We start from the raw sequence: 21,546 nt of genomic DNA, 5'->3' as shown, positions 1-21,546 counted from the left end.
ATATAGGCGCATATCACATAGTATACGATATCACGCTCTCCATACGCTAGTTCAAGATATTATTCGGAAGCTAAAATCGTTGCTTTCTTTTTATGATTTTTCTTTTTGTGGCTTTCTTTTTATTCAACAGAAAAGGAGGAAGTGCGTTGAAGATCATCACCATAAATTATCATAATTGGGAAAAGTACCGGCGTCCGCTCATACGTTTTACAAAACGGTATGACAAGGCACCTAAGCAGCCAATCCACTCATATGTATTTCATCTAAAGAAACACCATATCGAAGAAGCTGGGAATTCCATTAAAATTGCTCTTTGGGAAGGGAAAATCATTGCTTGTTCCGTAGTCGTTAATTTTGGAACCAAACTCTCAGCAGTTTTACTTGCTCCAAAGTATAAACACACTCATATACAAAGAAGCCTTATAGAATCATCTATGCAGGATCTCGGTGTGATGTACAAAAAAATCAAATACAATGACGAAGCTGGAATCAAGATGGCCTTACAATCAGGACTTGTTTGTTTTACCTATATCCACGAATCTGATGGTCAGGTTTACTTATGGTTTGGAGGCGGGCATTGGCATTCGGATGATATTTCGGAAAAGGAAGCCTAACACAACACTCTCTGACATGGTATAGTGAATGTAAACGTTTCACTATATGCAACATGTTAGGGGGCAGCAAATTGATTTCTCATTTTCAATGGAAGGAACTTCGAAATAATTTAGTACGTAGAGAATGGGCCTTTTCTTTTTTTCACGCGGGATCGTACTTAACTGGGACGTACCATAAGGATGGCTCAATTGATTGGAATCATCCAGTGCCAACTGAGGACAAGAAAAAGGAGCTTGAACCAAAAGTTCATGACTTGATGTTATATCATGTATACGAAGAGCATTAATGCATAGATTTATTCGCAATCATCCATCCTATAGATAAAGGAGGGATGAGCGATGTCAGATAAGAAACAGGAAAACAAGTATAGTTCTTCTACTGGTTCATCTAATGGTTCATCTAATGGTTCATCTAATGAAGGAAGAGACGAGTTTTTTATGGATATCGATCGGATGATTAATGAGGGGCTTGGCGGCGGTGTCGTTAATGAACATCACGCAGGTACCATTGAAGAAGCAAGAGATCTTGAAAGAGAAGATCGACCAAATGAAAATAAATAGCAACATGTATTAAATCCTTCTCGTTTTATTGCAGAAGGATTTTTTGTTTTGTCAGATTTGTTTCTGTCATTCTCCATTGTTTGTTATACTCTGTAAAAACAGTGTACATGAGAGGTGCTTAGTAACTGTGAATGAAAAAATCAAACGATTATTTGAAAAAGCCATTGTTCCAGCCCATATCACTCCTCCACACCCAGAAGTTTTATGGCTGATTGATGATTCAGCTTCCCTTCTTGGTTTTTGGCGGGATCAGTTAAATGAAAAAGAGACAGCATTATTAACGTATTTTTATAAAGAGTATCAGCACACCCCAAAAGCCGTCACATATACAGACAAAGAATGGCGGGCGTGGCTGCTTGATTCAGATGTGAGACAGCCAAACGTAGAGAGGCCTGTCCGGCTTATTCATTTTCATTTAAGCGAATCAATTGATGATTACGAAGCCCTTAGCTCTACCTGGCAGGAGGCATTTCCGCATGTAATAACGATAGTCTGGGTGCATCAACAATATGGAGTCGTTGTATTAGAGTCATTAGATGGATACGGGGATGAGATGGATATAGAGAGCTTTGCTGAAGCGATCTCAATGGATTTTTATCTTGATTTATATACCTTGATTGGGATTGAATCCACAGTCGAGAATTCTAGGGAGTCCTTCTTATATCAACATGAGTTATTTCAATACCTTCTATCTAAAAGCCACCCTAAACACGTCTATAAAGAACAAGAGGTGCTGCTTTTGTATTTAATGAGGAATTCAACCGGCAAGGAAATGGATCGTATCATCCAACGCTTGATTTCTGTGGAACTGCTTAATGATAAGGAGCTGCTTACAACGGTTGGGACGTACTTCAGCCATAATCTTAATACTACACAAGCAGCGAAAGCCTTACATATGCACAGAAATAGTTTGCAATACCGGATTGATAAATTTGTGGATCGGACTGGTATTGATATAAAACAATTCTCAGATGCAGCTCTCGTCTATATGCTTCTCCTTCATTATCAACACGATTAATCGTCAATGTGCACAAACGATGACTGAAAGCTTGTGCACACTGACCATAGCTCTGCTTGCGTGAAAGGGGTTACAATAACAGCACGAACACATGAGGGGGATTTAAAATGGCAGATATTCAATTAAAAAACATATATAAAATTTATGATGGTGATGTGACTGCAGTAACTGACTTTAATCTTGATATTAAAGATAAAGAGTTTATTGTTTTTGTTGGGCCATCTGGTTGTGGTAAATCAACGACATTACGTATGATTGCAGGACTTGAGGATATCTCAAAAGGTGATTTATACATCGGCGACCGCCGCGTTAATGATGTAGCACCAAAAGATCGTGATATTGCGATGGTATTCCAAAACTACGCTCTATACCCACATATGAATGTATACGAAAATATGGCTTTCGGTTTAAAGCTTCGTAAATTTAAAAAAGATGAAATTGATCGTCGCGTGAGAGATGCAGCAAAAATTCTAGGCCTTGAAGCGATGTTAGATCGTAAACCAAAAGCAATGTCTGGTGGTCAGCGTCAACGTGTTGCCCTGGGTCGTGCAATCGTTCGTGATCCTCAAGTATTCTTAATGGATGAGCCATTATCAAACTTAGATGCGAAATTACGTGTACAAATGCGTGCTGAGATCACTAAACTACACAAGCGTTTGCAAACAACAACGATTTACGTAACACACGACCAAACAGAAGCGATGACGATGGCTACTCGCATTGTTATTATGAAAGATGGATTTATTCAGCAAGTAGGTACACCTAAAGACGTATATGATAACCCAGAGAATGTTTTCGTTGGTGGATTTATTGGTTCTCCTTCGATGAACTTTATCACTGGAAAAATTGAAGGCGATTACTTTAAAGTTGGTGATGTAACCGTTAAAGTACCAGCTGGTAAGTTGTCTGTTCTTCGTGATAAAGGATACATGAACAAAGAGATTATTTTAGGCATTCGTCCAGAAGATATTCATGATGAACTTCTGTTTATCGAATCATCACCAGAAACAAAATTAACGGCTGAAATTGATGTAGCCGAGCTGACAGGTGCAGAAACCGTTCTTTATTCTTCTGTTAATGGCCAAGCATTTGTTGCTAGAATTGATTCGCGAACAGATATAGAAGGCGGTCAGTCACTAGATCTTGCCTTTGATATGAATAAATCTCACTTCTTTGATGCAGAAACTGAATTACGTATCCGTCCATAAAACAAATAGAAGCGGCTTTCTCAATACGAGATAAGTCGCTTCTTACGTGCTGTAGTCAACTTCTTTAAATGAATAAGTGTATGTTGTTCGGCAATTTTCACACCCTACATAATGCATGCAGCCTTCGCTCTTGGTTTGAGTTGATTGAGGTTGAATGGATTGAGCGCTTGTTACATCATACTCCTCATAAGCACTATAATCATCTTGATAATCGGAGGTGCGACCATAAATGGTTACATTTTGTCCACAATATTCACATGTGATTTGAAGTGTAGTAAGGCCATTACATGCCGGACACATGCTCATTAGAACCCGCCCTTCCAATAAATAAGAGGTGAGCGAACCCACCTCTTAAGCCATTATATTTAATTACTTTTGGTAACCACCCATTTGTTGTTCAGCCATTTGAACTAAACGCTTAGTGATTTCACCACCTACAGATCCGTTAGCACGAGCTGTAGCATCAGGTCCTAATTGTACACCAAACTCAGAAGCGATTTCATATTTCATTTGATCAAGTGCTTGTTGTACGCCAGGTACTACAAGTTGATTTGAGCTGTTGTTGTTAGCCATGTGTCTCACCTCCTCCTTGTGTACTCCTAGTTTGGTTTTTTTCCTGCTGCTTATGTACAAGAATGTAAATAATTTTATTGGTAATTAGAGGGAAAAGCTTGTCCAAGTAAAAAAGCAGATAAGACGATTGTCTTATCTGCTTTTTTTATAAATTTACATTTTCTTTTACCTGCTCAATTTCGCGTAAAACTTGAGGATTCTCTAGAGCAGATAAATCTCCTGTTTCTAATCCTAAATAAGCGGCCTTAATTGCCCTGCGCATTACTTTTGCATTTCTTGTTTTCGGCAGGTCACTGACAAAGTATAAATTTTTTGGCTTAAGCGCCTTTCCTAGCTTTTCAGCAACTAGACTTAACAATTCTTTTTTTAGTGCCTCACTAGGTTCTTGAGATTGGTTTAGAACAGCAAAGCATATCGCAGCTTCTCCTTTTACTTCATCAGGAATTCCGATTGTACCTGCTTCCTTCACTGCCTCATGGCCGACAAGGACTGATTCTACTTCAGCAGGACCTAAGCGTTTGCCGGCAACATTTAAAATATCATCCGATCTGCCGGTAATCGTCCATTGCCCCTCCGTATCTTTAATCACCCAGTCTCCGTGTACCCACGTTTGCTCGAATCGGCTCCAGTAGGTGTTTAAATAACGTTCCGAGTCACCCCAGAATCCCTTTGTCATCCCTACCCACGGCTTTTTAATTACGAGTTCGCCTACTTCATTTTCAACAGGCTTTCCGGTTGGGTCAAATACATCTGCTGCCATTCCGGGTAACGGGGAGTTAAAAGTGATTGGTCCTATTGGTCTGACGAGTACATTCCCCAAGATCCCACCGGCAATTTCTGTGCCGCCAGAATAATTAAAAATAGGAATTTGTTTTTTTCCGACATTCTGAAAAAGCCACATCCACGGCTCAGGATTCCACGGTTCACCTGTTGATCCTACTACCCGCAGTGTATCTAAGGAATGCTTATTGACCCACTCATCGCCTTGCGTCATTAAAGATCGTATTAACGTAGGTGAAATACCAAGATGGCTGACGTTATGCTTCGCCACAAGTTCCCATATACGGTCGGGATTTGGGAAATCAGGTGTGCCTTCATATAACAGAATTGTTGCTCCATTAACTAAACCACCGTAAACAAGAAAAGGCCCCATCATCCAGCCCATATCGGTATACCAGAAAAGAACATCTTCTCTTTTTACATCCATCCCAATTCCAGCGTCAAATGCCGCTTTAATCGGGAAGCCGCTATGTGTATGCACTGCCCCTTTTGGCTTACCGGTTGTCCCTGACGTATATAAAAGCATAAGAGGTTCTTGGCTGTCCATCCGTTCTGTCTGCTCATATTTCTCAGAGTTACGCATTTCCTGCCAATCAACATCCCGTTCATCATTCCACGGAGTATCGGCATTCAGACGGCTGATGACGATCACTTTTTCCACTGTGGGAGATAAGTCAGCTGCACGGTCAGCTTCTTCCTTCATCATTACAGTCTTCCCACGTCTTAAAAATCCATCTGCTGTAATAAGAGCTTTAGCCTCTCCCGCATTAAGCCTAGTTGCCACTGCTTCTGCGCCATAGCCTGAAAATACCGGGGCGAACACTGCACCAATCTTTGAAGCAGCCATCATCGCAATCACCGTTTCTGGCAGCATAGGCATATAGATTCCAACAACATCGCCCTTTTTCAGGCCCAGCTTGCGGAAGCCTCCTGCTACACGGTCCACTTCCTCTTGCATTTCTATATATGTAAAGGTTCTAACTGCCCCGTCTTCGCCTTCCCAAACAAGCGCTTTTTTATCTTTCATGGAAGGATCTTCTGCCCATTTTCCAATGGAGAGATGAGATGCATTTAAGGTACCTTCTTCAAACCAAATCGGCCATTCTATGCCGTTTGCATCATTCAATGATTTGGTATAGGGCTCATACCAAGGAATTTCTAATTCTTTTTCTGCTTCATGCCAAAACCATGCTACGTCTTCAACCGTTTTATTGAAAAACGTATCATAATCGCTGTATCCTAATTTGTTCATCCATTGATAAAGTCGTGTTGACTCAATATATTCTTTCGTTGGATGCCAGACAGTCTCACTCATCGTTTTTCCCCCTCACATTTTGAAAAAGAGACCAGAATAAAAGTGTGGTATGAATTGAGAACTAAATGATAGAAAGAGCATATAAGCCGCTGCTGAATCATGCTAGAAAAAGACAACTAAAGGTATCCCGCTTTTACTAGTTGTTGATATCCGCTGCAGGCAATCGCTTTCCGCGGGCGGTCCGGGAGCCTCCTCGTTGCTTTGCTCCTGTGGGGCCACGCACATCCCGCAGGAGTCGATTGCCTTCCGCTCCAATCAACGGAGCGAGGAGGAAATTGAGTGCTTCTATCAAGAGTCTCATTGTCAGTTCTCCATAGCAAAAAGCAAAAGTGAGTCCTCCCAATGCGTAAAATAAAAAGTCAACAGACGCCATATACATGATTCATCTTTATTTCTCATTTGTTAACACACGATAACCCCAAGTCTCTTCCTGTTACAAGTTATACTGGGTAAACTGGGTGCTTGCGGTGTGTGAAGTCTAATTCCTTTGTACGGTAGGCTTCAAGACGTGTCACGAGCTCTTTACGCAGGTCGTTGCCTTGAACGATGCCATCAATGACCATTTCAGAAGCTAAGCGATACACATCAATATTTTCCTTATATTCATTCCGCTTCTCTTCAACAAATGCTGGTCTTTCCTCTTCTGGAAGCTCTGAGATTTTCTTAGCATATACTGCATTAACAGCCGCCTCTGGTCCCATTACAGCAATTTGAGCGTTAGGCAAGGCTAAGCAGCAATCTGGTTCAAATGCAGGGCCAGCCATCGCATAAAGACCTGCACCGTATGCTTTTCTCACAATAATCGAGATCTTTGGCACCGTTGCTTCTGACATTGCAGAAATCATTTTAGCGCCGTGGCGAATAATACCAGCTCGCTCTACCTTCGTTCCGATCATAAAGCCTGGAATATCCGCTAAGAAAACGAGCGGGATATGATAGGCATCACATAAGTTGATGAATTTTGCAGCTTTATCAGCAGAATCGTGGAATAACACCCCGCCTTTGGCACGCGGCTGATTGGCAATAATTCCTACAGGTTTCCCGTCCATACGTGCAAGCCCCGTGATGAGCTCCGGTGCGAAAAGCTTTTTAATTTCAAAGAAAGAGCCTTCATCAATTACACGCTCAATTAAATCATGCATATTAAATGGCGCGTTTTGATTTTTAGGAATGATTTCATCAATACTTTTTTCAAACTCTTTTGGCGTCGCTGGTGTGGTCTCAGGAGGCAGTTCACCATAATTTGCTGGGAAGTAGGACAAGTATTCACGAGCCATAGAGATCGCTTCTTCTTCTGATTTTGCAAGTACATCTCCACACCCAGAAACCGAGCAATGCATTTTCGCTCCGCCCATCTCCTCAAGTGATACTTTCTCCCCAATGACCATCTCAGCCATTCGCGGAGAACCTAGATACATTGAGGCATTGCCGTCTACCATAATGACAATGTCACAAAATGCAGGAATGTACGCACCGCCAGCAGCCGAAGGTCCGAATAATAAGCAAATTTGCGGCACACGCCCAGATAGTTTCACCTGATTATAGAAAATTCGCCCTGCTCCTCTGCGGCCTGGGAACATTTCTACTTGATCTGTAATACGCGCTCCGGCTGAGTCTACTAAATAAAGCATCGGTACATTCAATTTTTCAGCCGTTTCTTGAATGCGAATAATCTTCTCAACCGTTCTTGCTCCCCAAGACCCTGCTTTAATCGTTGAATCGTTAGCCATCACACAAACCGTTTGTCCATGAATCTTGCCTATTGCTGTTACAACCCCATCTGCCGGCAGACCTTCTGCTTGGCAATTAGCAAATAAGCCATCTTCAAGTTCTACTCCTTCATCGAATAATTGCTCAAGACGCTCTCGTACAAATAATTTACCCTTTTCCGCATTGCTTGCGTGGTATTTCTCAGCCCCACCCTTTTTGATCTTCTCAACACGTTCTTGTAATACTTGTTCAAATGACATCTAAACGCCTCCTATTCTCCTCTGTAGTTCGGTTTGCGCTTTTCTTTAAACGCTTGCAGACCTTCAAGCCGGTCTTTTGTTGGGATGGTTTGTTCATAAGCTAACTTCTCAATCTCAAGTCCTGTTGCAAGATCTACCTGCATTCCAGCCTGGATGGCACGCTTAGCCTGTCTTAGCGCGATTGGTCCATTTGAAGCCATCTTACCGGCAAGCTCATAAGCACTTCTTAAAAGTGTATCTGCCTCCTCGACTCTTTCGACAAGGCCAATTTGCTTCGCCTCATCTGCATCAATTCGAGCTGCGCTGTAGATCAGTTCTTTTGCTTTCCCAATACCAATCAGCCTTGGCAGACGCTGCGTTCCTCCCGCTCCGGGAATAATCGCTAAAGCTGTTTCTGTTAAACCATATAAGGCGCCTGTTTTAGCGATACGGATATCACAGCTTAATGCGAGCTCAAGTCCGCCGCCAAATGCGCCCCCATTCATGGCTGCAATCGTCGGCTGCGGCAGTGCTTCTACTTTATCCATCAGGGTGCGAATGAGTGTAACCGTCCGCTTTACTTCGGTTGGGTTCATTCCAGCACGTTCTTTTAGGTCAGCCCCTGCACAGAAGACTTTTTCTCCTGCACCAGTGATCACAACCACTCGTACCTTCTCATCAAATGCCAATTCATCCAAATGCGCATGAAATTGCTTTAACATGTCTACTGAAAGAGCATTTGCAGCGTTAGGACGGTTTAGTGTCAGAAGCGCAACGCCCTCTTCATTCTTTTCAAGTAAAACGAGTGAGTCCATTACACACCCTCCTTACAATCGCTCGCAAGTCTAGCTTGGAGATTATGACTAGGCAAAGGGCGGCCTACTTTTTTATGAATAAACTCTGCACTATCTACTAACTGTTCGAGCGAAACCCCTGTCTCTACACCGAGTCCGTTAAACAAATAAAGCATATCTTCAGTCGCCACATTTCCCGCAGCTCCCGGGGCATACGGACATCCGCCTAACCCGCCTGCTGCCCCGTCAAAACGGCGAACTCCTAGTTGATAGGCTTGATACACATTAGCGAGTGCGGTTCCCCTCGTATCATGGACATGAAGGGCCAGCCTTTCAATAGGAATAATGCCTTTCAAAGCGAGCAGCACTTCTTCGATTTGATTAGGCGTCGCGACACCAATCGTATCTCCAAGCGACAGTTCATCAATGCCCATTTCCATTAATTTTTCTGAAGTATGTACTACTTGATCAATAGAAACCTTGCCTTCATAAGGACAGCCAAAAACAGTGGATACATAGCCCCTTACTGACTTCCCTGCACTCTTTGCTTGTTGTACCACTTCTTTTAAGACAGGGAATGTCGCATCCATTGATTTATTAATATTTTTTCTGTTATGGGTATCACTCGCTGACATAAATACACTGACTTCATCAATATCAGCTTCGAGCGCCCCTTCTAAGCCCCTTTGATTAGGCACAAGCGCTGCATATGTCACACCAGGCTCACGTTCAATTTGCTTTGCTACATCCAGGCAGTCTGCTAATGCAGGGATCCATTTCGGATTTACAAATGACGTCACTTCAATATAAGAAAGACCTGTTTTGGATAACTGATTAATCCACGCTACTTTGTCCTCTGTTCGAATCATCTGCTTTTCATTTTGAAGACCGTCCCTTGGTCCAACTTCACGTATCAATACTTTATCCTGAAGCACATAAATCCTCCTTTATCGAATGCTGTTTCATTTATCACTTTGAGTTTATTCCAATATGGAGGAAGCTGAAGCCTAATGCTTCAGCTAACCTAGGTTTGTTTATTCAAGCTCAAGCAGAACTTCACCTTCATCCACAAATTCTCCTTCAGGCTTGTGAATGACGGTCACTGTCCCAGATGCTTCACTAGCTACAGGAATCTCCATTTTCATTGATTCTAAAATCGCTACATCTTGGCCTTCTTCTACTTTGTCGCCTTCTTTCACTAACATCTTCCATACATTCCCTGCCATATTCGTTGTTACTTTCGTCATGATCGTTTTCCTCCTTGGGCTGGTTGTAAATTTTCTTCCACAAATGCTGTAGTCGCTTCCCCGCGCTTAAATACTGGGTGAGCGATCACTTCTTTTAACATAGAAATATTCGTCTTAATGCCTTCAATTGAGTATTCTTCAAGAGCTGCTTGAAGTCTCTCAATCGCCTCATCCCTTGTATCAGCTTTCACGACAAGCTTTGCAATCATCGGATCATAAAAAGGAGTCACTACTGAACCAGCGCTCACCGGACATTCATGGCGGATATACGGTGCTTCTGGCAGGTTAATCTCTTTAATTGTTCCTGGTGATGGGAAGAAAGTTTTCGGATCTTCAGCATAAATGCGGACCTCAATTGCGTGTCCCTCTAGTTTCACTTCCTCTTGAGTGAAATCAAGTTCTTCTCCGTAAGCAACCTTTAACTGCCATTCCACCAAGTCAAGTCCTGAAATCTCTTCTGTGACCGGATGCTCCACTTGCAGTCTTGTATTCATTTCTAAGAAATAAAACTCTTTATTTTCATCTACAAGGCATTCAATTGTACCAGCATTGGCATAACCAATCGCCTTAGCAGCTGTCACAGCCATTTCCCCCATTTGTCTGCGTGTTTCTTCATCTAAAAACGGGGAAGGGGCTTCCTCTACAACTTTTTGGTGACGTCGTTGAACCGAACAGTCACGCTCCCAAATATAAACTGTGTTACCTTTTTGGTCGGCTAATACTTGAATTTCAATATGGCGCGGGTTTGCAATATACTTCTCAACAAACATCGCACCGTCCCCAAAGAACGATTGAGCTCTCGTTTGGTTGCCTGCAAATGCTTTGCGGCATTCTTCCTCATTTCGAACAATCTGCATCCCGATTCCTCCGCCGCCAGCAGACGCTTTTAGCATGACAGGATATCCGATGTTATTTGCTACCTCTACAGCTTCATCCACATCTCTTAAAGCATGTTCAATTCCAGGTACAACAGGCACACCGGCTGCTTCCATTGCTTTTCTTGCTTCGATCTTGCTTCCCATCTTCGCGATGACTTCAGGAGAAGGTCCAATAAAAACAAGTCCTTCCTCTACACACCGTTTAGCAAACTCACTGTTTTCTGATAGGAGACCGTATCCTGGGTGGACAGCTTCTGCTCCGCTCTTTTTCGCCACTTCTATAATCTTTTCTACTTGGAGATAACTCTCATTTACTCTCGGCTTACCTACTAGATAGGCTTCGTCTGCTAAGTTGACGTGCAAAGCATTCTCATCGGCTTCAGAGTAAATAGCCACTGTTTTAACACCAATGCGCTGGCATGTTCGTATGACGCGCGCAGCAATTTCGCCTCTATTTGCAATTAATATTTTCGTAAACATCTTCTCACCTCATTGGGCGGCCGGATGACATTCGACATCATCCGACCAATTTTGATAACGCTTACAATCTATTCATTGGTCACTCGGCTGAACGTCTCTTCTGCTTGCTGTCTTAATTTAAATTTTTGGATTTTGCCTGATGCCGTCATCGGATATTCATCGACAAATGCGATATAGCGAGGAATTTTATAAGCTGCAATCTTACCCATGCAGTCTTTACGTAATTCGTCAGCTGTTGTCGATTCTCCTTCTTTTAATTTAATCCAAGCAGAGACTTCTTCACCGTATTTCTCATCAGGTATCCCTACGACTTGAACATCCAGCACTTTTGGATGTTGATAAAGAAATTCTTCAATTTCACGCGGATAGATATTTTCTCCTCCGCGTATGATCATATCTTTTAATCTGCCCGTAATACGGCAATAACCATTTTCATCCATTACAGCTAAATCACCCGTATGTAACCAGCCATCTTCAGTGATTGCTGCTTTAGTCGCTTCAGGATTTTTGTAATATCCTTTCATGACATGATAACCGCGTGTGCATAACTCACCTTGAACGCCGCGAGGGACCTCATCATTCGTTCCTGGTTCCACAATCTTCACTTCTACATTAGGAAGAGCACGGCCAACTGATTCTACGCGGAGCATTAATGGATCATCAACGCGAGTTTGTGTAATAACTGGAGATGATTCTGTTTGGCCATACGCAATCGTAATCTCACTGGCACCCATTTTATCCACAACCGCTTTCATTACTTCAATTGGGCAATTAGATCCGGCCATAATACCTGTACGTAAGCTAGACAGGTCATATGTGTCAAAATCAGGATCATTTAATTCGCCGATGAACATCGTTGGCACCCCGTGAAGCCCCGTACACTTTTCTTTTGATACGGCTTCAAGCACAGCCTTTGGACTGAATTCTTCCACAGGCACCATCGTAGCACCGACAGAAACACATGCCAATGTCCCAAGTACACAGCCAAAACAATGGAAGAAAGGGACTGGAATACATAAGCGATCTTTATTCGTTAAATTCATGCAGCCGGCAATATTAACTGCATTATTAGCTAGATTATAATGCGTCAGCATAACCCCTTTTGGAAACCCAGTTGTACCAGAGGTATACTGCATGTTAATCACATCATCTTTATCCAGGCTGTCCATACGGGCATCAAGCTCTGCATCTGTTACCTTTTTGCCTAACTCAATTAACTCTCCCCATGTATACATATCAGGATAAGCCTCTTCGCCTAAGAAGATAATATTTTTTAATTTTGGAAGTTTGCTAGATTGCAAGTTTCCACGCTCAGCAAGCTTTAGTTCAGGTACAATTTCATAAAGCATCTCTATATAGGATGCATCACGGAATTGATCCATTAAAATAAGGGTCGTTGCATCAGATTGTTTCAGTAAGTACTCAAGCTCAGAGGTACGATAATTTGTGTTAACGGTAACTAATACAGCTCCCATTTTTCCTGTAGCAAATTGACTTGTGAGCCATTCTGGTTTATTAGTAGACCAGATCGCTACATGCTCCCCGCGTTCAATTCCGAGTGCCATCAGCCCTTTTGCAGCTTTGCGACATTCTTCATCAAATTGTTGATACGTATACCTTAACCCTCGGTCAGAATAAACTACCGCTTCATGATCTGGTTGCCTTTTTGCTACATCTTCTAACAGTTTTCCGATAGGTACTTGAATATCTGACATAATAATCCCCCTTATGTTTTAAGTGGATGAGCCTATACGTCAATCTTGTTAGCGGCAACCTAGCTGTCTTGAAATAACGAGTCGTTGAATCTCAGATGTCCCTTCCCCAATTTCAAGTAATTTTGCATCACGCAGCATACGCTCTACTTCATATTCACGCATATAACCATATCCGCCGTGAATTTGAATCGCCTGATTAGCAGTACGTGTAGCTGTTTCAGACGCATAAAGCTTAGCAAACGCAGCCTCTTTCCCAAAAGCACGATTTTGATCCTTTAACCATGCAGCCTTCATCACCATGTTTCGCGCCAATTCAATTTCCATGGCCATATCAGCAAGCTTAAATTGAATCGCTTGGAAGCTAGATATCGTCTTTCCAAATTGCTTTCGTTCTTTTGAATAAGCGAGTGCACGCTCAAATGCTGCTTGTGCAATACCTACCCCAAGAGCTGCAATGGAAATACGGCCGCCATCTAATGTATAAAGAAATTGTTTAAACCCGCCTTGAGGGTCACCTAATAAATTCTCCTTCGGCACTCTGACATCCTCTAAAACTAGTTCACATGTATTAGAAGCGCGAACACCCATCTTTTCGTAATTGCTATTAATCGTGAATCCAGGCGCATCTGTTGGGACAATAAGAGCTGAGGTAATGTTCTTCCCTCTCTCGTCTTTTCCTGTTACAGCTGTTACAATCACGGTTCTTGCATAACTCGCATTCGTGATCCAGCACTTCTCGCCATTAATCACATACTCATCACCGTCAAGAACAGCTTTTGTTTGTGTACCTCCTGCATCAGAACCCGCATTAGGTTCTGTTAACCCAAACGAACCTAGGGACTGTCCTTGTGCCAGAGGCGTAAGATATTCCTTTTTCTGTTCCTCTGTTCCGAAATAATAAAGAGGACTCGCTCCTAGAGATACAGCTGCAGCGTAACTTAAACCGGTCCCTCCGCATGCACGTCCAATTTCTTCTACAGCTAATGCATAAGAAACCGTATCTCCGCCTGATCCGCCATATTCTTCTGGGAATGGAATGCCTAAAAGTCCAAGTTCTCCAATTTTCTTAAAAATGTCCTCTGGAAACTCAGCACTTGCATCTCTTTCCTCAGCACCTGGTGCAATTTCATTTTGTGCGAAATCTCTAACCATATCACGAATCATTTTCTGTTCTTTCGTTAAATCAAAGTTCATCGCATTTCCTCCTAGGTATGAAATAAGAATATTCTGAGCGGTTGTTCAGAATTTAAGTAAATAAAACATATAAATGAAAGCGCATTCAAAAAATATGTCGACTTTTATACTAACCAGTCGGTTTTTAAAGTGCACTCCTTTCTCTATGTACTCTTTCCTTATCTATTATACAAAAAATGTATGATCAATTCAAATTTTTATGAATTCCATTTGTAAAATAGGACATTTAGCTGATAAGGCTCTAACTTACCAGCGTGAACGTTAAGAGTGCATTCAACTAAATAAATTATTCAAACGTACCTTTTACGATCGTTTCTTTATGGGAAATCATGAGCTGTCCTTTAGCAATAACGGTATCAATTGATAAGTCTTGTTTATCAAGCAGAACAATATCCGCATCATTCTGAATTGCAAGCTCACCTTTTCCTTTTAGTTTAAGAGCCTTTGCGACATTACGTGTGACTACTTGAAGAGCTTGCTCAAGCGGGATGCCTTCTTCTAAAACTGATGCACGCACTTCATCATAAAGAGAACGGATCTCGCCAATTCCAAGTCCGGTAAACTCCCCTTTGTCATTGAATCTAGGCAGACTCCCTTGAGCATCTGAGGTGAATGTAACAAGAGAAAGATCTACGCCGCGAGAGAGGATTTTCTTAAACGCTTTACTGCATTTCAAGTCAGATTCGCCCTCATGAGGCAAGTTGCTTGTTGTTAAATCAATGCGTCCTCCATTACTCGCATAGATAATCCCGGCTTGGAGCAAATCTTTATTTCTATTAATATGCGTAGGTAAGAATTGAGTGATTGGAATCTCTGTAGTCCTTGCAATCTCTTCTAATAAAGAAAGCTTATCTGCGCCGTCGCCGATGTGAACATTTACGATCCCTCCCTTTCCAGAGAGCATGCCTCCGACTCTAGCTTCTGCCGCAAGCCTTTTTAACTCGTTAAGCTCTGGCTGTGCAGACCGGTGATCAGAAATCGCCACTTCTCCTACTCCAATAATTTCTTGAATCAACATAAGATCAGTCTCAATTCTTCCTGTTACAGGCTGAATGGGAACATGATACGATCCTGTATGCACATAGCAGGTGATTCCTTCTTCCGTTAAGGCTTTTGCTTTAGCAATCAAATCCGGCATTGTACGAGTGAAGCCGTCTGTACCTAATACTCCCACAATGGTTGTCACTCCGGCTTTCGTCGCCTCTGTTAACGTTAATTCAGGTGTTCTTGTATTAAATCCCCCTTCTCCACCCCCGCCAATAATATGAACATGGCTGTCAATAAAGCCAGGCACTACATGCATCCCTTGAGCATTAATCATCTCAACACCTACAGTGCCTGCAAGTGTTATATTTTCATCAATTGCTAGAATTTCACCTCCTCCGATGAGGACATCCTTTTTTCCTATGTAATCAGGTGTAAATACATCTCCGTTTTTAATCAATGTTAACATTTCTACCACCATCCTTGATTTTAAGTATAACAAAAAGATATCATTATATGAAAATTATGAATAACCATTTATGAATTACATACTTTTTTAAAAATTAGAGGACAAATACCTAAAAAGTCAGAAAATTCCCTATTCACAGAGAAGCTTTTATGCTATAGTAAGTTCACGAAATTATTTTACTGTATTAAAGGAGGAATACGTTGTGTCGCTAAAGGAAGATGTGGGTCGTGAGCAATGGGCCTCGCGGCTAGGATTTATTTTAGCTGCGATGGGGTCAGCAGTAGGTTTAGGTAACGTATGGCGCTTTGCCTATGTTACAGGAGAAAATGGTGGTGCAGCATTCTTGCTCATTTACCTAGCTTGTATTTTATTAATCGGGATTCCAATTGTAATGGCGGAGTTTACAATTGGACGTAAAGCGAAAAGTGATGCAGTCGGTTCATTTGAAAAGCTTGCTCCAGGGAAGCCATGGAAGATTGCCGGACTGATGGGAGTAGCTGCTGCATTTATGATTCTATCCTTTTACGGAGTTATCGCCGGGTGGATTTCTTACTATTTCGTCAATTATCTGACAGGAAACCTGTGGACTGCTCCTGAAGGCGGTTATGAAGGATTTTTTGTTGACTTTATTACTAATCCATATCATCCGCTGTTATGGCAATTCCTCTTTATGGCTGCGACCATTGCCATTGTATATGTTGGAGTTAAAAAAGGGATTGAACGTTCAAACAAAATTTTAATGCCATTATTAGGTGTATTATTAATTGGTCTTTCTGCTTATGGTTTAACTCTTGGAGGAGCTAGAGAAGGCCTAGCGTTTCTTTTCAGTCCTGATTGGAGCGCTCTAACCGATCCGAACATTTATCTAGCAGCCCTTGGACAAGCCTTTTTCTCATTAAGTCTAGGTATGGGTGCCCTAATTACGTATGGTAGTTATTTATCTAATAAAGAACGACTGCCTGGTGCTGCAGCGAGTGTTGCAGGTCTTGATACGTTATTTGCGATTGTAGCTGGAATTATGATCTTCCCTGCTGTTTTTGCATTTGGAATTGAGCCAGCAAGTGGCCCTGGTCTTGTATTCATGATTATGCCTGATGTATTTGACAGTATTTCAATGGGCTGGTTATTCGGTCTATTATTCTTCTTCTTATTAGCAGCAGCTGCTCTTTCTTCAGCTGTATCGTTATTAGAAGTAGCGGTTGCTTATTTTATTCGCCGTTTCTCTTGGTCACGTAGAAAGGCAGCTCTAGTTATCGGGGGAATTATCTTCTTACTAGGTATCCCTTCTTCTCTTGGTCAAGGCATTTTATCTAATGTAGCGATTATTGGTGGTCGTGATATTCTTGATTCAATCGACTTTATCGCATCAAATATTTTGCTTCCATTAGGCGGTTTAATGATTGCTTTATTTATGGGGTGGGGTTTTAAGAAAGCAGATGCATTATCTGATTCTGACTTCGGTGATACGTGGCTTGGAAATGCGTGGTTATTCTTATTACGTTATTTTGCACCGGTTGCCATCTTCATCATTTTCCTAAGTTCAATTGGATTATTAGATCTCATTCTTAATCTTTTCAGGTAATTACGTTAAAAACCGTGTGAGCAGAGTGCTCACACGGTTTTCTATGTTATGAAAAGATATGAGGGTTTTTACTTTTCTCTTTAAGAAGATCAAGAAGCAATCCCATACCATGCTCAATCTTTTCAGGCGTTGCATGCGTGTAGTTCAAGCGCATAGTATTCTTTTGCGCTACATCTGCATAGAACGGTTCACCCGGAACATAAGCAACTCCTGCCTCTACTGCTTCTGGCAATAGAGCGGTGGTGTTTATTTCAGGAGCAAGTTCCAGCCAAAGGAACATGCCTCCCTTAGGTTTCACAAAACGTAGCCCATCAATATTTGCTTGTTCAATACAATTTACCATCATATTCATACGACTCTCATATACGCGAATTAACTGCTGAATATGAGCATCTAAATCAAAATGCATACATAGCTGGTATAACGCTTGTTGAGACAAAGAATTAGAGTGCAGGTCGTTTGCCTGTTTAGCTTGGGCCATCATACGAATGACTTGAAATGGTCCTGCTACCCATCCCGTTCGAAGAGCAGGTACTGCCGTTTTCGAGAAAGTACTTGTATACAGAACCTGTGTCCCGTCATCTAGAGCGGCAAGCGGGGTATAGGTCTCATCTTGACGGAATTGAATATCACCATACGGGTCATCTTCTAAAATGATGACATTCCCTTTTTCTGCTTGGCTCAAGAGCTGCTGTCTGCGCTCAAGCGACCATACTCGGCCTGCTGGATTAGAAAAAGTTGGTACGACATAGATTGCTTTTGGTTTGTACTGCTTCATTTTTCTTTCTAGATCATCCGGAAGCATCCCGTTATCATCTGAAGCTACAGCCACGACCTTCGCTTCATACGATTTAAATACTTGCAAGGCAGCAAGGTAAGTTGGATCTTCTGTTAAAATGACATCACCCGGATTCAACATTACACGTGAAAACAGATCAATAACCTGCTGCGAACCGGTAGTAAGCATAACATTTTCAGCAGAATAGCTCGTAATCCCTTTTCTGCTCATTCTCTCTAAAATGACTTCTCTAAGCGGAAGATAACCCTCTGTTTCTGTATATTGAAGAGACTTTTTGCCTGACTCAAACACCTTAGCAAACGATTCTTCAATTCCTTCAATAGGAAACAGCTCATCATCAGGAAGGCCTCCTGCAAATGAAATGATATCTCCTCTTCCTACGACTTTTAAAATATCACGAATGGCTGATGATTGTAGATGACGGATTCTCTTTGCAAACGCGTATTTCATATGTGACACCTCTAACATTTTATATTTGGATAATAGTTCAATAGTATCTGATTTATTAGAAATGTCAATCAATTTTTAACTATATCTAGAGGAAACCTGCCTTCACTCGTTAATTTTGTGATTAGTTCAGTAAATGGAAGAGGCTTTGTCCATACAAACCCTTGCATCTCATCACAGTCGAGACTTCTAAGCAGCGCTACATGATCATAAGACTCTACGCCTTCCGCTATCACTTTCATCCCCATATTATGACCCATTGAGACAATCGATTTTATAATCGTTTGATTTGTATTTGTTTGCACTCGCAAAAATGATTTATCAATTTTCAACTTATCAATCGGATACTGACTTAGATACTGTAAGGATGAATAACCTGTTCCAAAATCATCGATCGACACATGGACTCCTAGCTCACGTAAAGCAGTCAGCTTCTCCATCACATGAGCCTCATCCTCCATTGCCACAGATTCTGTGATTTCAAGTTCAAGTGAAGAGGCATTTAACCCGGCTTCTTCTAGAGCATTAGTGATGATCTCAACAAGGTTTGGCTGTACAAATTGAACCGGTGATAAATTAACAGCCATTTTAACCGGACGCCCTAACTCCCTTTCTAACTGCAAGGCATAGTGACAGGCTTGCTCAATAACCCATTTCCCAATTGGAATAATTAAGCCCGTTTTTTCTGCCACTTCAATAAATTCAAAAGGAGACACCATTCCTAAAGCAGAACTCTTCCAACGCAGCAAGGCCTCCACACCAGATAAATCTCCACTTTCAAGGCAGGCCTGCGGGTGAAACACAAGTGTAAATTCATTTTTAGCTATCGCATGGCGGAGTTCGTTTTCAATAATCATTTCACGGATCGAGCCTGTGCTCATTTCCTTTTCATAAAATTGAATAGAACCATGTGTAGAATCTTTGATCGTGTGCAGGGCAACTTCTGCTTGTCTAATTAATTCATTCACATCAATTAAAGCATTAGATGAGATACTCAGCCCTACGCTTAAATTAACATGAAAATAGAATTCATCGAGCTGCAAAGGTTCATTGAAGCACTCCAAAATATTATTAATAAAAGGAATGACAGCATCTTGTGGATTACTTTCGATAAATGAAAGGATGAACTCATCGCTGCCCAATCGAGCTAGGTGAATACGCGGGAGACACTTTTCATTCAATAGGTGGCTCACTTCTTTTACAAGACGATTTCCTGCCTCAATTCCCATGGCATCATTTACCGTTTTTAACCGGTTTAATCCGATTGTTGCGACAACGACAGATTCGTCGCTTTTCAATGCATTTAACTGCTCTTTCATCCGCTCTTGAAAGGCTCTTCTATTTAATAAACCTGTCACTTCATCATGATAGGCTAAGTATGTAATCTGTTCTTCTTGTTTTTTTCGTTCAGTAATATTTCGTATCGAAACAAGACGTACCTTTTTTTTCTTATACGGGTAGGGACGACCCTGCACCTCTATATGAATGGTTGTCCCATCTTTATGAAGTGCCCTTAGTTCAAAAGGTTCGATTAATCCATTCACAATTGCATCCTGTGCTTTGATCCAATCCTCCGGTGAAATTAGTTCAAAGACAGATAAATGAATCAATTCCTTACGTGTGTAACCAAATAAAACAGCCGATTCTTCATCTACACTGATAATCTTTCCTTGGTCATGAATTAAGGTGCCTTCAAACCTAGTATTTACGAGCTGTTCTAGCTGCTCTTCAATCTCATTCATCAATTCAGTGCGCTGATCAGTTGGATAAAATAATAAATATGATTCACGCGAGGCGGTATTCAGTTTATTTTTATAAACGATATAATCTTGTCCCTGAATTTTCATATTCTGTTTCGTTAATTGATTTGTCTCGTTTGGCAATTGTGCAAGTATAGCAGCGAGCTGTTTTTGCGGGTGAAACATTACCTTTTCGGTGTAGCTGTTATATGTAAGGATTTTATGAGTTTCTGAGAAAATCGCTACTGGTAATTCTAGGTCGTTACATATGTTTAAAATGGCATCCCATTTCTCCTGTATCACCTACACCCCTCCTTATGACTTTCATGCAGTACTATTATACCATGTGAAGAGGTGTTTCTTTTCAACAAACTACAAAGGTTTCCAAATTAGTTACCTCTTAGCAGTCATAGACTATTAGGATACTTGCTTCTGACATTTTACGAGTGTGCTTTTCACACCGAGCGCAGAATCTTCAATCTCATCGATCGTATGAAACCCTTCTCGTTCATAAAAAGCCCTCGCATCCTCATTTTCCTTTTCTACATATACATACAAGTGAGGTTTGTGTGCAGCCTTGGCAATATCAATTATTTTATTTACTAATAACTGACCAAGTCCTTTTCGCTGTGAGTCCGGTAAAATGTATATTCTTGATAATTCCAGCCCATCTAAATAAGGAACAGCTTGCGCGAAACCTACACACTGTCCCACGTCTTCTGCTACTATAAATCCACAATCATTCCGTTCTGAGCAGATTTGAATTGATTTTTTTAACCTCTCAATCTCATACGCTTTTTGAAGAAAATTCTCTATAATGTCCATAGAATATAAACGTTTATAGGTGTGCTTCCATGTTATTTCTGCAATGCTCTGTATTTCTTTTGCATCTCTCACTTCTGCTTGCCGAATCATCCGATCATCCCCTAATTTAATAAGCTTATTATAGAGATTAGCTATAAAAGGATAAACTCCTGCCTAAATATGACAATCCTCAGCAAATAAAGCAGTTTTGCTGCCAACTGTGACTGTGCTGCTGCTTTAATTGTCCATTCAAGATGTTTATGCGTTGGCCTTAAAGGTGTTTGTGCTGATTGATTCAATTATTGCGTCAGTAGCATGCTTTATTGCGTCCTTCTCCTGTTATTGCGCCTATTTAACCTGTATATACGTCACTGACAAGCAGATTTATATTCCTCT

General features: G+C 41.4%; 20 protein-coding genes. 6 read left to right on the top strand and 14 right to left on the bottom strand.

Annotation, left to right across the window (positions count from 1 at the left end):
* The first annotated feature begins 146 nt into the window (after positions 1-146).
* The 5 genes from BPOF4_RS03540 to BPOF4_RS03520 all read left to right on the top strand — a co-directional run bounded on the left by BPOF4_RS03540 (position 147) and on the right by BPOF4_RS03520 (position 3,401).
* The gene (locus tag BPOF4_RS03540) at positions 147-614 is read left to right on the top strand and encodes a hypothetical protein (protein WP_012957689.1); all 468 of its coding nucleotides are present in this window, start codon (positions 147-149) and stop codon (positions 612-614) included.
* Between the two features lie 71 nt (positions 615-685).
* The gene (locus BPOF4_RS03535; RefSeq protein ID WP_012957688.1) at positions 686-901 is read left to right on the top strand and encodes a YheE family protein; all 216 of its coding nucleotides are present in this window, start codon (positions 686-688) and stop codon (positions 899-901) included.
* A 52-nt stretch (positions 902-953) separates the two neighbouring features.
* Positions 954-1,175 (top strand): hypothetical protein, encoded by a 222-nt coding sequence (locus tag BPOF4_RS03530; RefSeq protein ID WP_012957687.1) that lies wholly within the window; start codon positions 954-956, stop codon positions 1,173-1,175.
* 127 nt (positions 1,176-1,302) lie between these two features.
* Positions 1,303-2,193, top strand: a complete 891-nt coding sequence (locus BPOF4_RS03525; protein ID WP_012957686.1) for a PucR family transcriptional regulator — start codon at positions 1,303-1,305, stop codon at positions 2,191-2,193.
* Between the two features lie 107 nt (positions 2,194-2,300).
* Positions 2,301-3,401, top strand: coding sequence for an ABC transporter ATP-binding protein (locus BPOF4_RS03520; RefSeq protein ID WP_012957685.1), 1,101 nt, complete (start codon positions 2,301-2,303; stop codon positions 3,399-3,401).
* Positions 3,402-3,443: 42 nt separating this feature from the next.
* On the opposite strand, the gene BPOF4_RS21915 is transcribed toward BPOF4_RS03520, so the two are convergent.
* From BPOF4_RS21915 to iadA, 11 genes are all read right to left on the bottom strand, one after another.
* The gene (locus BPOF4_RS21915) at positions 3,444-3,707 is read right to left on the bottom strand and encodes a hypothetical protein (protein WP_148229490.1); all 264 of its coding nucleotides are present in this window, start codon (positions 3,705-3,707) and stop codon (positions 3,444-3,446) included.
* 63 nt (positions 3,708-3,770) lie between these two features.
* Entirely contained in the window at positions 3,771-3,974 is a 204-nt protein-coding gene (locus BPOF4_RS03515; RefSeq protein ID WP_012957684.1) for an alpha/beta-type small acid-soluble spore protein, read from the bottom strand.
* A gap of 145 nt (positions 3,975-4,119) precedes the next feature.
* On the bottom strand, positions 4,120-6,069 hold the full coding sequence (locus BPOF4_RS03510) for an AMP-binding protein (RefSeq protein WP_012957683.1): 1,950 nt from the start codon (positions 6,067-6,069) through the stop codon (positions 4,120-4,122).
* Between the two features lie 440 nt (positions 6,070-6,509).
* Positions 6,510-8,039, bottom strand: a complete 1,530-nt coding sequence (locus BPOF4_RS03505; RefSeq protein ID WP_012957681.1) for an acyl-CoA carboxylase subunit beta — start codon at positions 8,037-8,039, stop codon at positions 6,510-6,512.
* Between the two features lie 11 nt (positions 8,040-8,050).
* Entirely contained in the window at positions 8,051-8,833 is a 783-nt protein-coding gene (locus tag BPOF4_RS03500; protein WP_012957680.1) for an enoyl-CoA hydratase, read from the bottom strand.
* Positions 8,833-9,747 (bottom strand): hydroxymethylglutaryl-CoA lyase, encoded by a 915-nt coding sequence (locus tag BPOF4_RS03495; RefSeq protein ID WP_012957679.1) that lies wholly within the window; start codon positions 9,745-9,747, stop codon positions 8,833-8,835. The genes BPOF4_RS03500 and BPOF4_RS03495 overlap by 1 nt, the downstream gene beginning before the upstream one ends.
* Before the next feature lie 99 nt (positions 9,748-9,846).
* Positions 9,847-10,059 carry an acetyl-CoA carboxylase biotin carboxyl carrier protein subunit gene (locus BPOF4_RS03490; RefSeq protein ID WP_012957678.1) on the bottom strand — a complete coding sequence of 71 codons (213 nt, stop codon included), beginning with the start codon at positions 10,057-10,059 and terminating at the stop codon, positions 9,847-9,849.
* Complete coding sequence (locus BPOF4_RS03485; RefSeq protein WP_012957677.1) at positions 10,056-11,417, bottom strand: acetyl-CoA carboxylase biotin carboxylase subunit; 1,362 nt, start codon at positions 11,415-11,417, stop codon at positions 10,056-10,058. Before BPOF4_RS03485 ends, BPOF4_RS03490 begins: the two co-directional genes overlap by 4 nt.
* Before the next feature lie 68 nt (positions 11,418-11,485).
* Complete coding sequence (locus BPOF4_RS03480) at positions 11,486-13,132, bottom strand: AMP-binding protein (RefSeq protein WP_012957676.1); 1,647 nt, start codon at positions 13,130-13,132, stop codon at positions 11,486-11,488.
* A 48-nt stretch (positions 13,133-13,180) separates the two neighbouring features.
* Positions 13,181-14,326, bottom strand: a complete 1,146-nt coding sequence (locus tag BPOF4_RS03475; RefSeq protein WP_012957675.1) for an acyl-CoA dehydrogenase — start codon at positions 14,324-14,326, stop codon at positions 13,181-13,183.
* A 286-nt stretch (positions 14,327-14,612) separates the two neighbouring features.
* Complete coding sequence (gene iadA, locus BPOF4_RS03470; protein WP_012957674.1) at positions 14,613-15,779, bottom strand: beta-aspartyl-peptidase; 1,167 nt, start codon at positions 15,777-15,779, stop codon at positions 14,613-14,615.
* A 202-nt stretch (positions 15,780-15,981) separates the two neighbouring features.
* Here iadA and BPOF4_RS03465 point away from each other — a divergent pair, with 202 nt between their 5' ends.
* Positions 15,982-17,361 carry a sodium-dependent transporter gene (locus tag BPOF4_RS03465; protein WP_012957673.1) on the top strand — a complete coding sequence of 460 codons (1,380 nt, stop codon included), beginning with the start codon at positions 15,982-15,984 and terminating at the stop codon, positions 17,359-17,361.
* A gap of 46 nt (positions 17,362-17,407) precedes the next feature.
* Here the strand turns inward: BPOF4_RS03465 and BPOF4_RS03460 are convergent, their stop codons facing one another.
* The 3 genes from BPOF4_RS03460 to BPOF4_RS03450 form a co-directional block, all read right to left on the bottom strand.
* Positions 17,408-18,610, bottom strand: a complete 1,203-nt coding sequence (locus BPOF4_RS03460; protein WP_012957672.1) for an aminotransferase-like domain-containing protein — start codon at positions 18,608-18,610, stop codon at positions 17,408-17,410.
* A 68-nt stretch (positions 18,611-18,678) separates the two neighbouring features.
* Positions 18,679-20,649, bottom strand: a complete 1,971-nt coding sequence (locus BPOF4_RS03455; protein WP_012957671.1) for a putative bifunctional diguanylate cyclase/phosphodiesterase — start codon at positions 20,647-20,649, stop codon at positions 18,679-18,681.
* Between the two features lie 114 nt (positions 20,650-20,763).
* The gene (locus BPOF4_RS03450) at positions 20,764-21,261 is read right to left on the bottom strand and encodes a GNAT family N-acetyltransferase (protein ID WP_012957670.1); all 498 of its coding nucleotides are present in this window, start codon (positions 21,259-21,261) and stop codon (positions 20,764-20,766) included.
* Positions 21,262-21,546 lie beyond the last annotated feature (285 nt).

It is taken from the genome of Alkalihalophilus pseudofirmus OF4 (genome assembly GCF_000005825.2).
In the GTDB taxonomy this organism is placed as follows: domain Bacteria; phylum Bacillota; class Bacilli; order Bacillales; family Bacillaceae_D; genus Alkalihalophilus; species Alkalihalophilus pseudofirmus.
This window is presented reverse-complemented; position numbering and strand designations above follow the sequence as displayed.

What these genes read in the sequence shown, in the direction of transcription:
- BPOF4_RS03530 (WP_012957687.1), top strand. Translation starts at nt 954, where the DNA reads ATGTCAGATAAGAAACAGGAAAACAAGTATAGTTCTTCTACTGGTTCA.
- BPOF4_RS03520 (WP_012957685.1), top strand. Translation starts at nt 2,301, where the DNA reads ATGGCAGATATTCAATTAAAAAACATATATAAAATTTATGATGGTGAT.
- BPOF4_RS21915 (WP_148229490.1), bottom strand. Translation starts at nt 3,707, where the DNA reads ATGAGCATGTGTCCGGCATGTAATGGCCTTACTACACTTCAAATCACA.
- BPOF4_RS03515 (WP_012957684.1), bottom strand. Translation starts at nt 3,974, where the DNA reads ATGGCTAACAACAACAGCTCAAATCAACTTGTAGTACCTGGCGTACAA.
- BPOF4_RS03510 (WP_012957683.1), bottom strand. Translation starts at nt 6,069, where the DNA reads ATGAGTGAGACTGTCTGGCATCCAACGAAAGAATATATTGAGTCAACA.
- BPOF4_RS03505 (WP_012957681.1), bottom strand. Translation starts at nt 8,039, where the DNA reads ATGTCATTTGAACAAGTATTACAAGAACGTGTTGAGAAGATCAAAAAG.
- BPOF4_RS03500 (WP_012957680.1), bottom strand. Translation starts at nt 8,833, where the DNA reads ATGGACTCACTCGTTTTACTTGAAAAGAATGAAGAGGGCGTTGCGCTT.
- BPOF4_RS03490 (WP_012957678.1), bottom strand. Translation starts at nt 10,059, where the DNA reads ATGACGAAAGTAACAACGAATATGGCAGGGAATGTATGGAAGATGTTA.
- BPOF4_RS03485 (WP_012957677.1), bottom strand. Translation starts at nt 11,417, where the DNA reads ATGTTTACGAAAATATTAATTGCAAATAGAGGCGAAATTGCTGCGCGC.
- BPOF4_RS03480 (WP_012957676.1), bottom strand. Translation starts at nt 13,132, where the DNA reads ATGTCAGATATTCAAGTACCTATCGGAAAACTGTTAGAAGATGTAGCA.
- BPOF4_RS03475 (WP_012957675.1), bottom strand. Translation starts at nt 14,326, where the DNA reads ATGAACTTTGATTTAACGAAAGAACAGAAAATGATTCGTGATATGGTT.
- iadA (WP_012957674.1), bottom strand. Translation starts at nt 15,779, where the DNA reads ATGTTAACATTGATTAAAAACGGAGATGTATTTACACCTGATTACATA.
- BPOF4_RS03460 (WP_012957672.1), bottom strand. Translation starts at nt 18,610, where the DNA reads ATGAAATACGCGTTTGCAAAGAGAATCCGTCATCTACAATCATCAGCC.
- BPOF4_RS03450 (WP_012957670.1), bottom strand. Translation starts at nt 21,261, where the DNA reads ATGATTCGGCAAGCAGAAGTGAGAGATGCAAAAGAAATACAGAGCATT.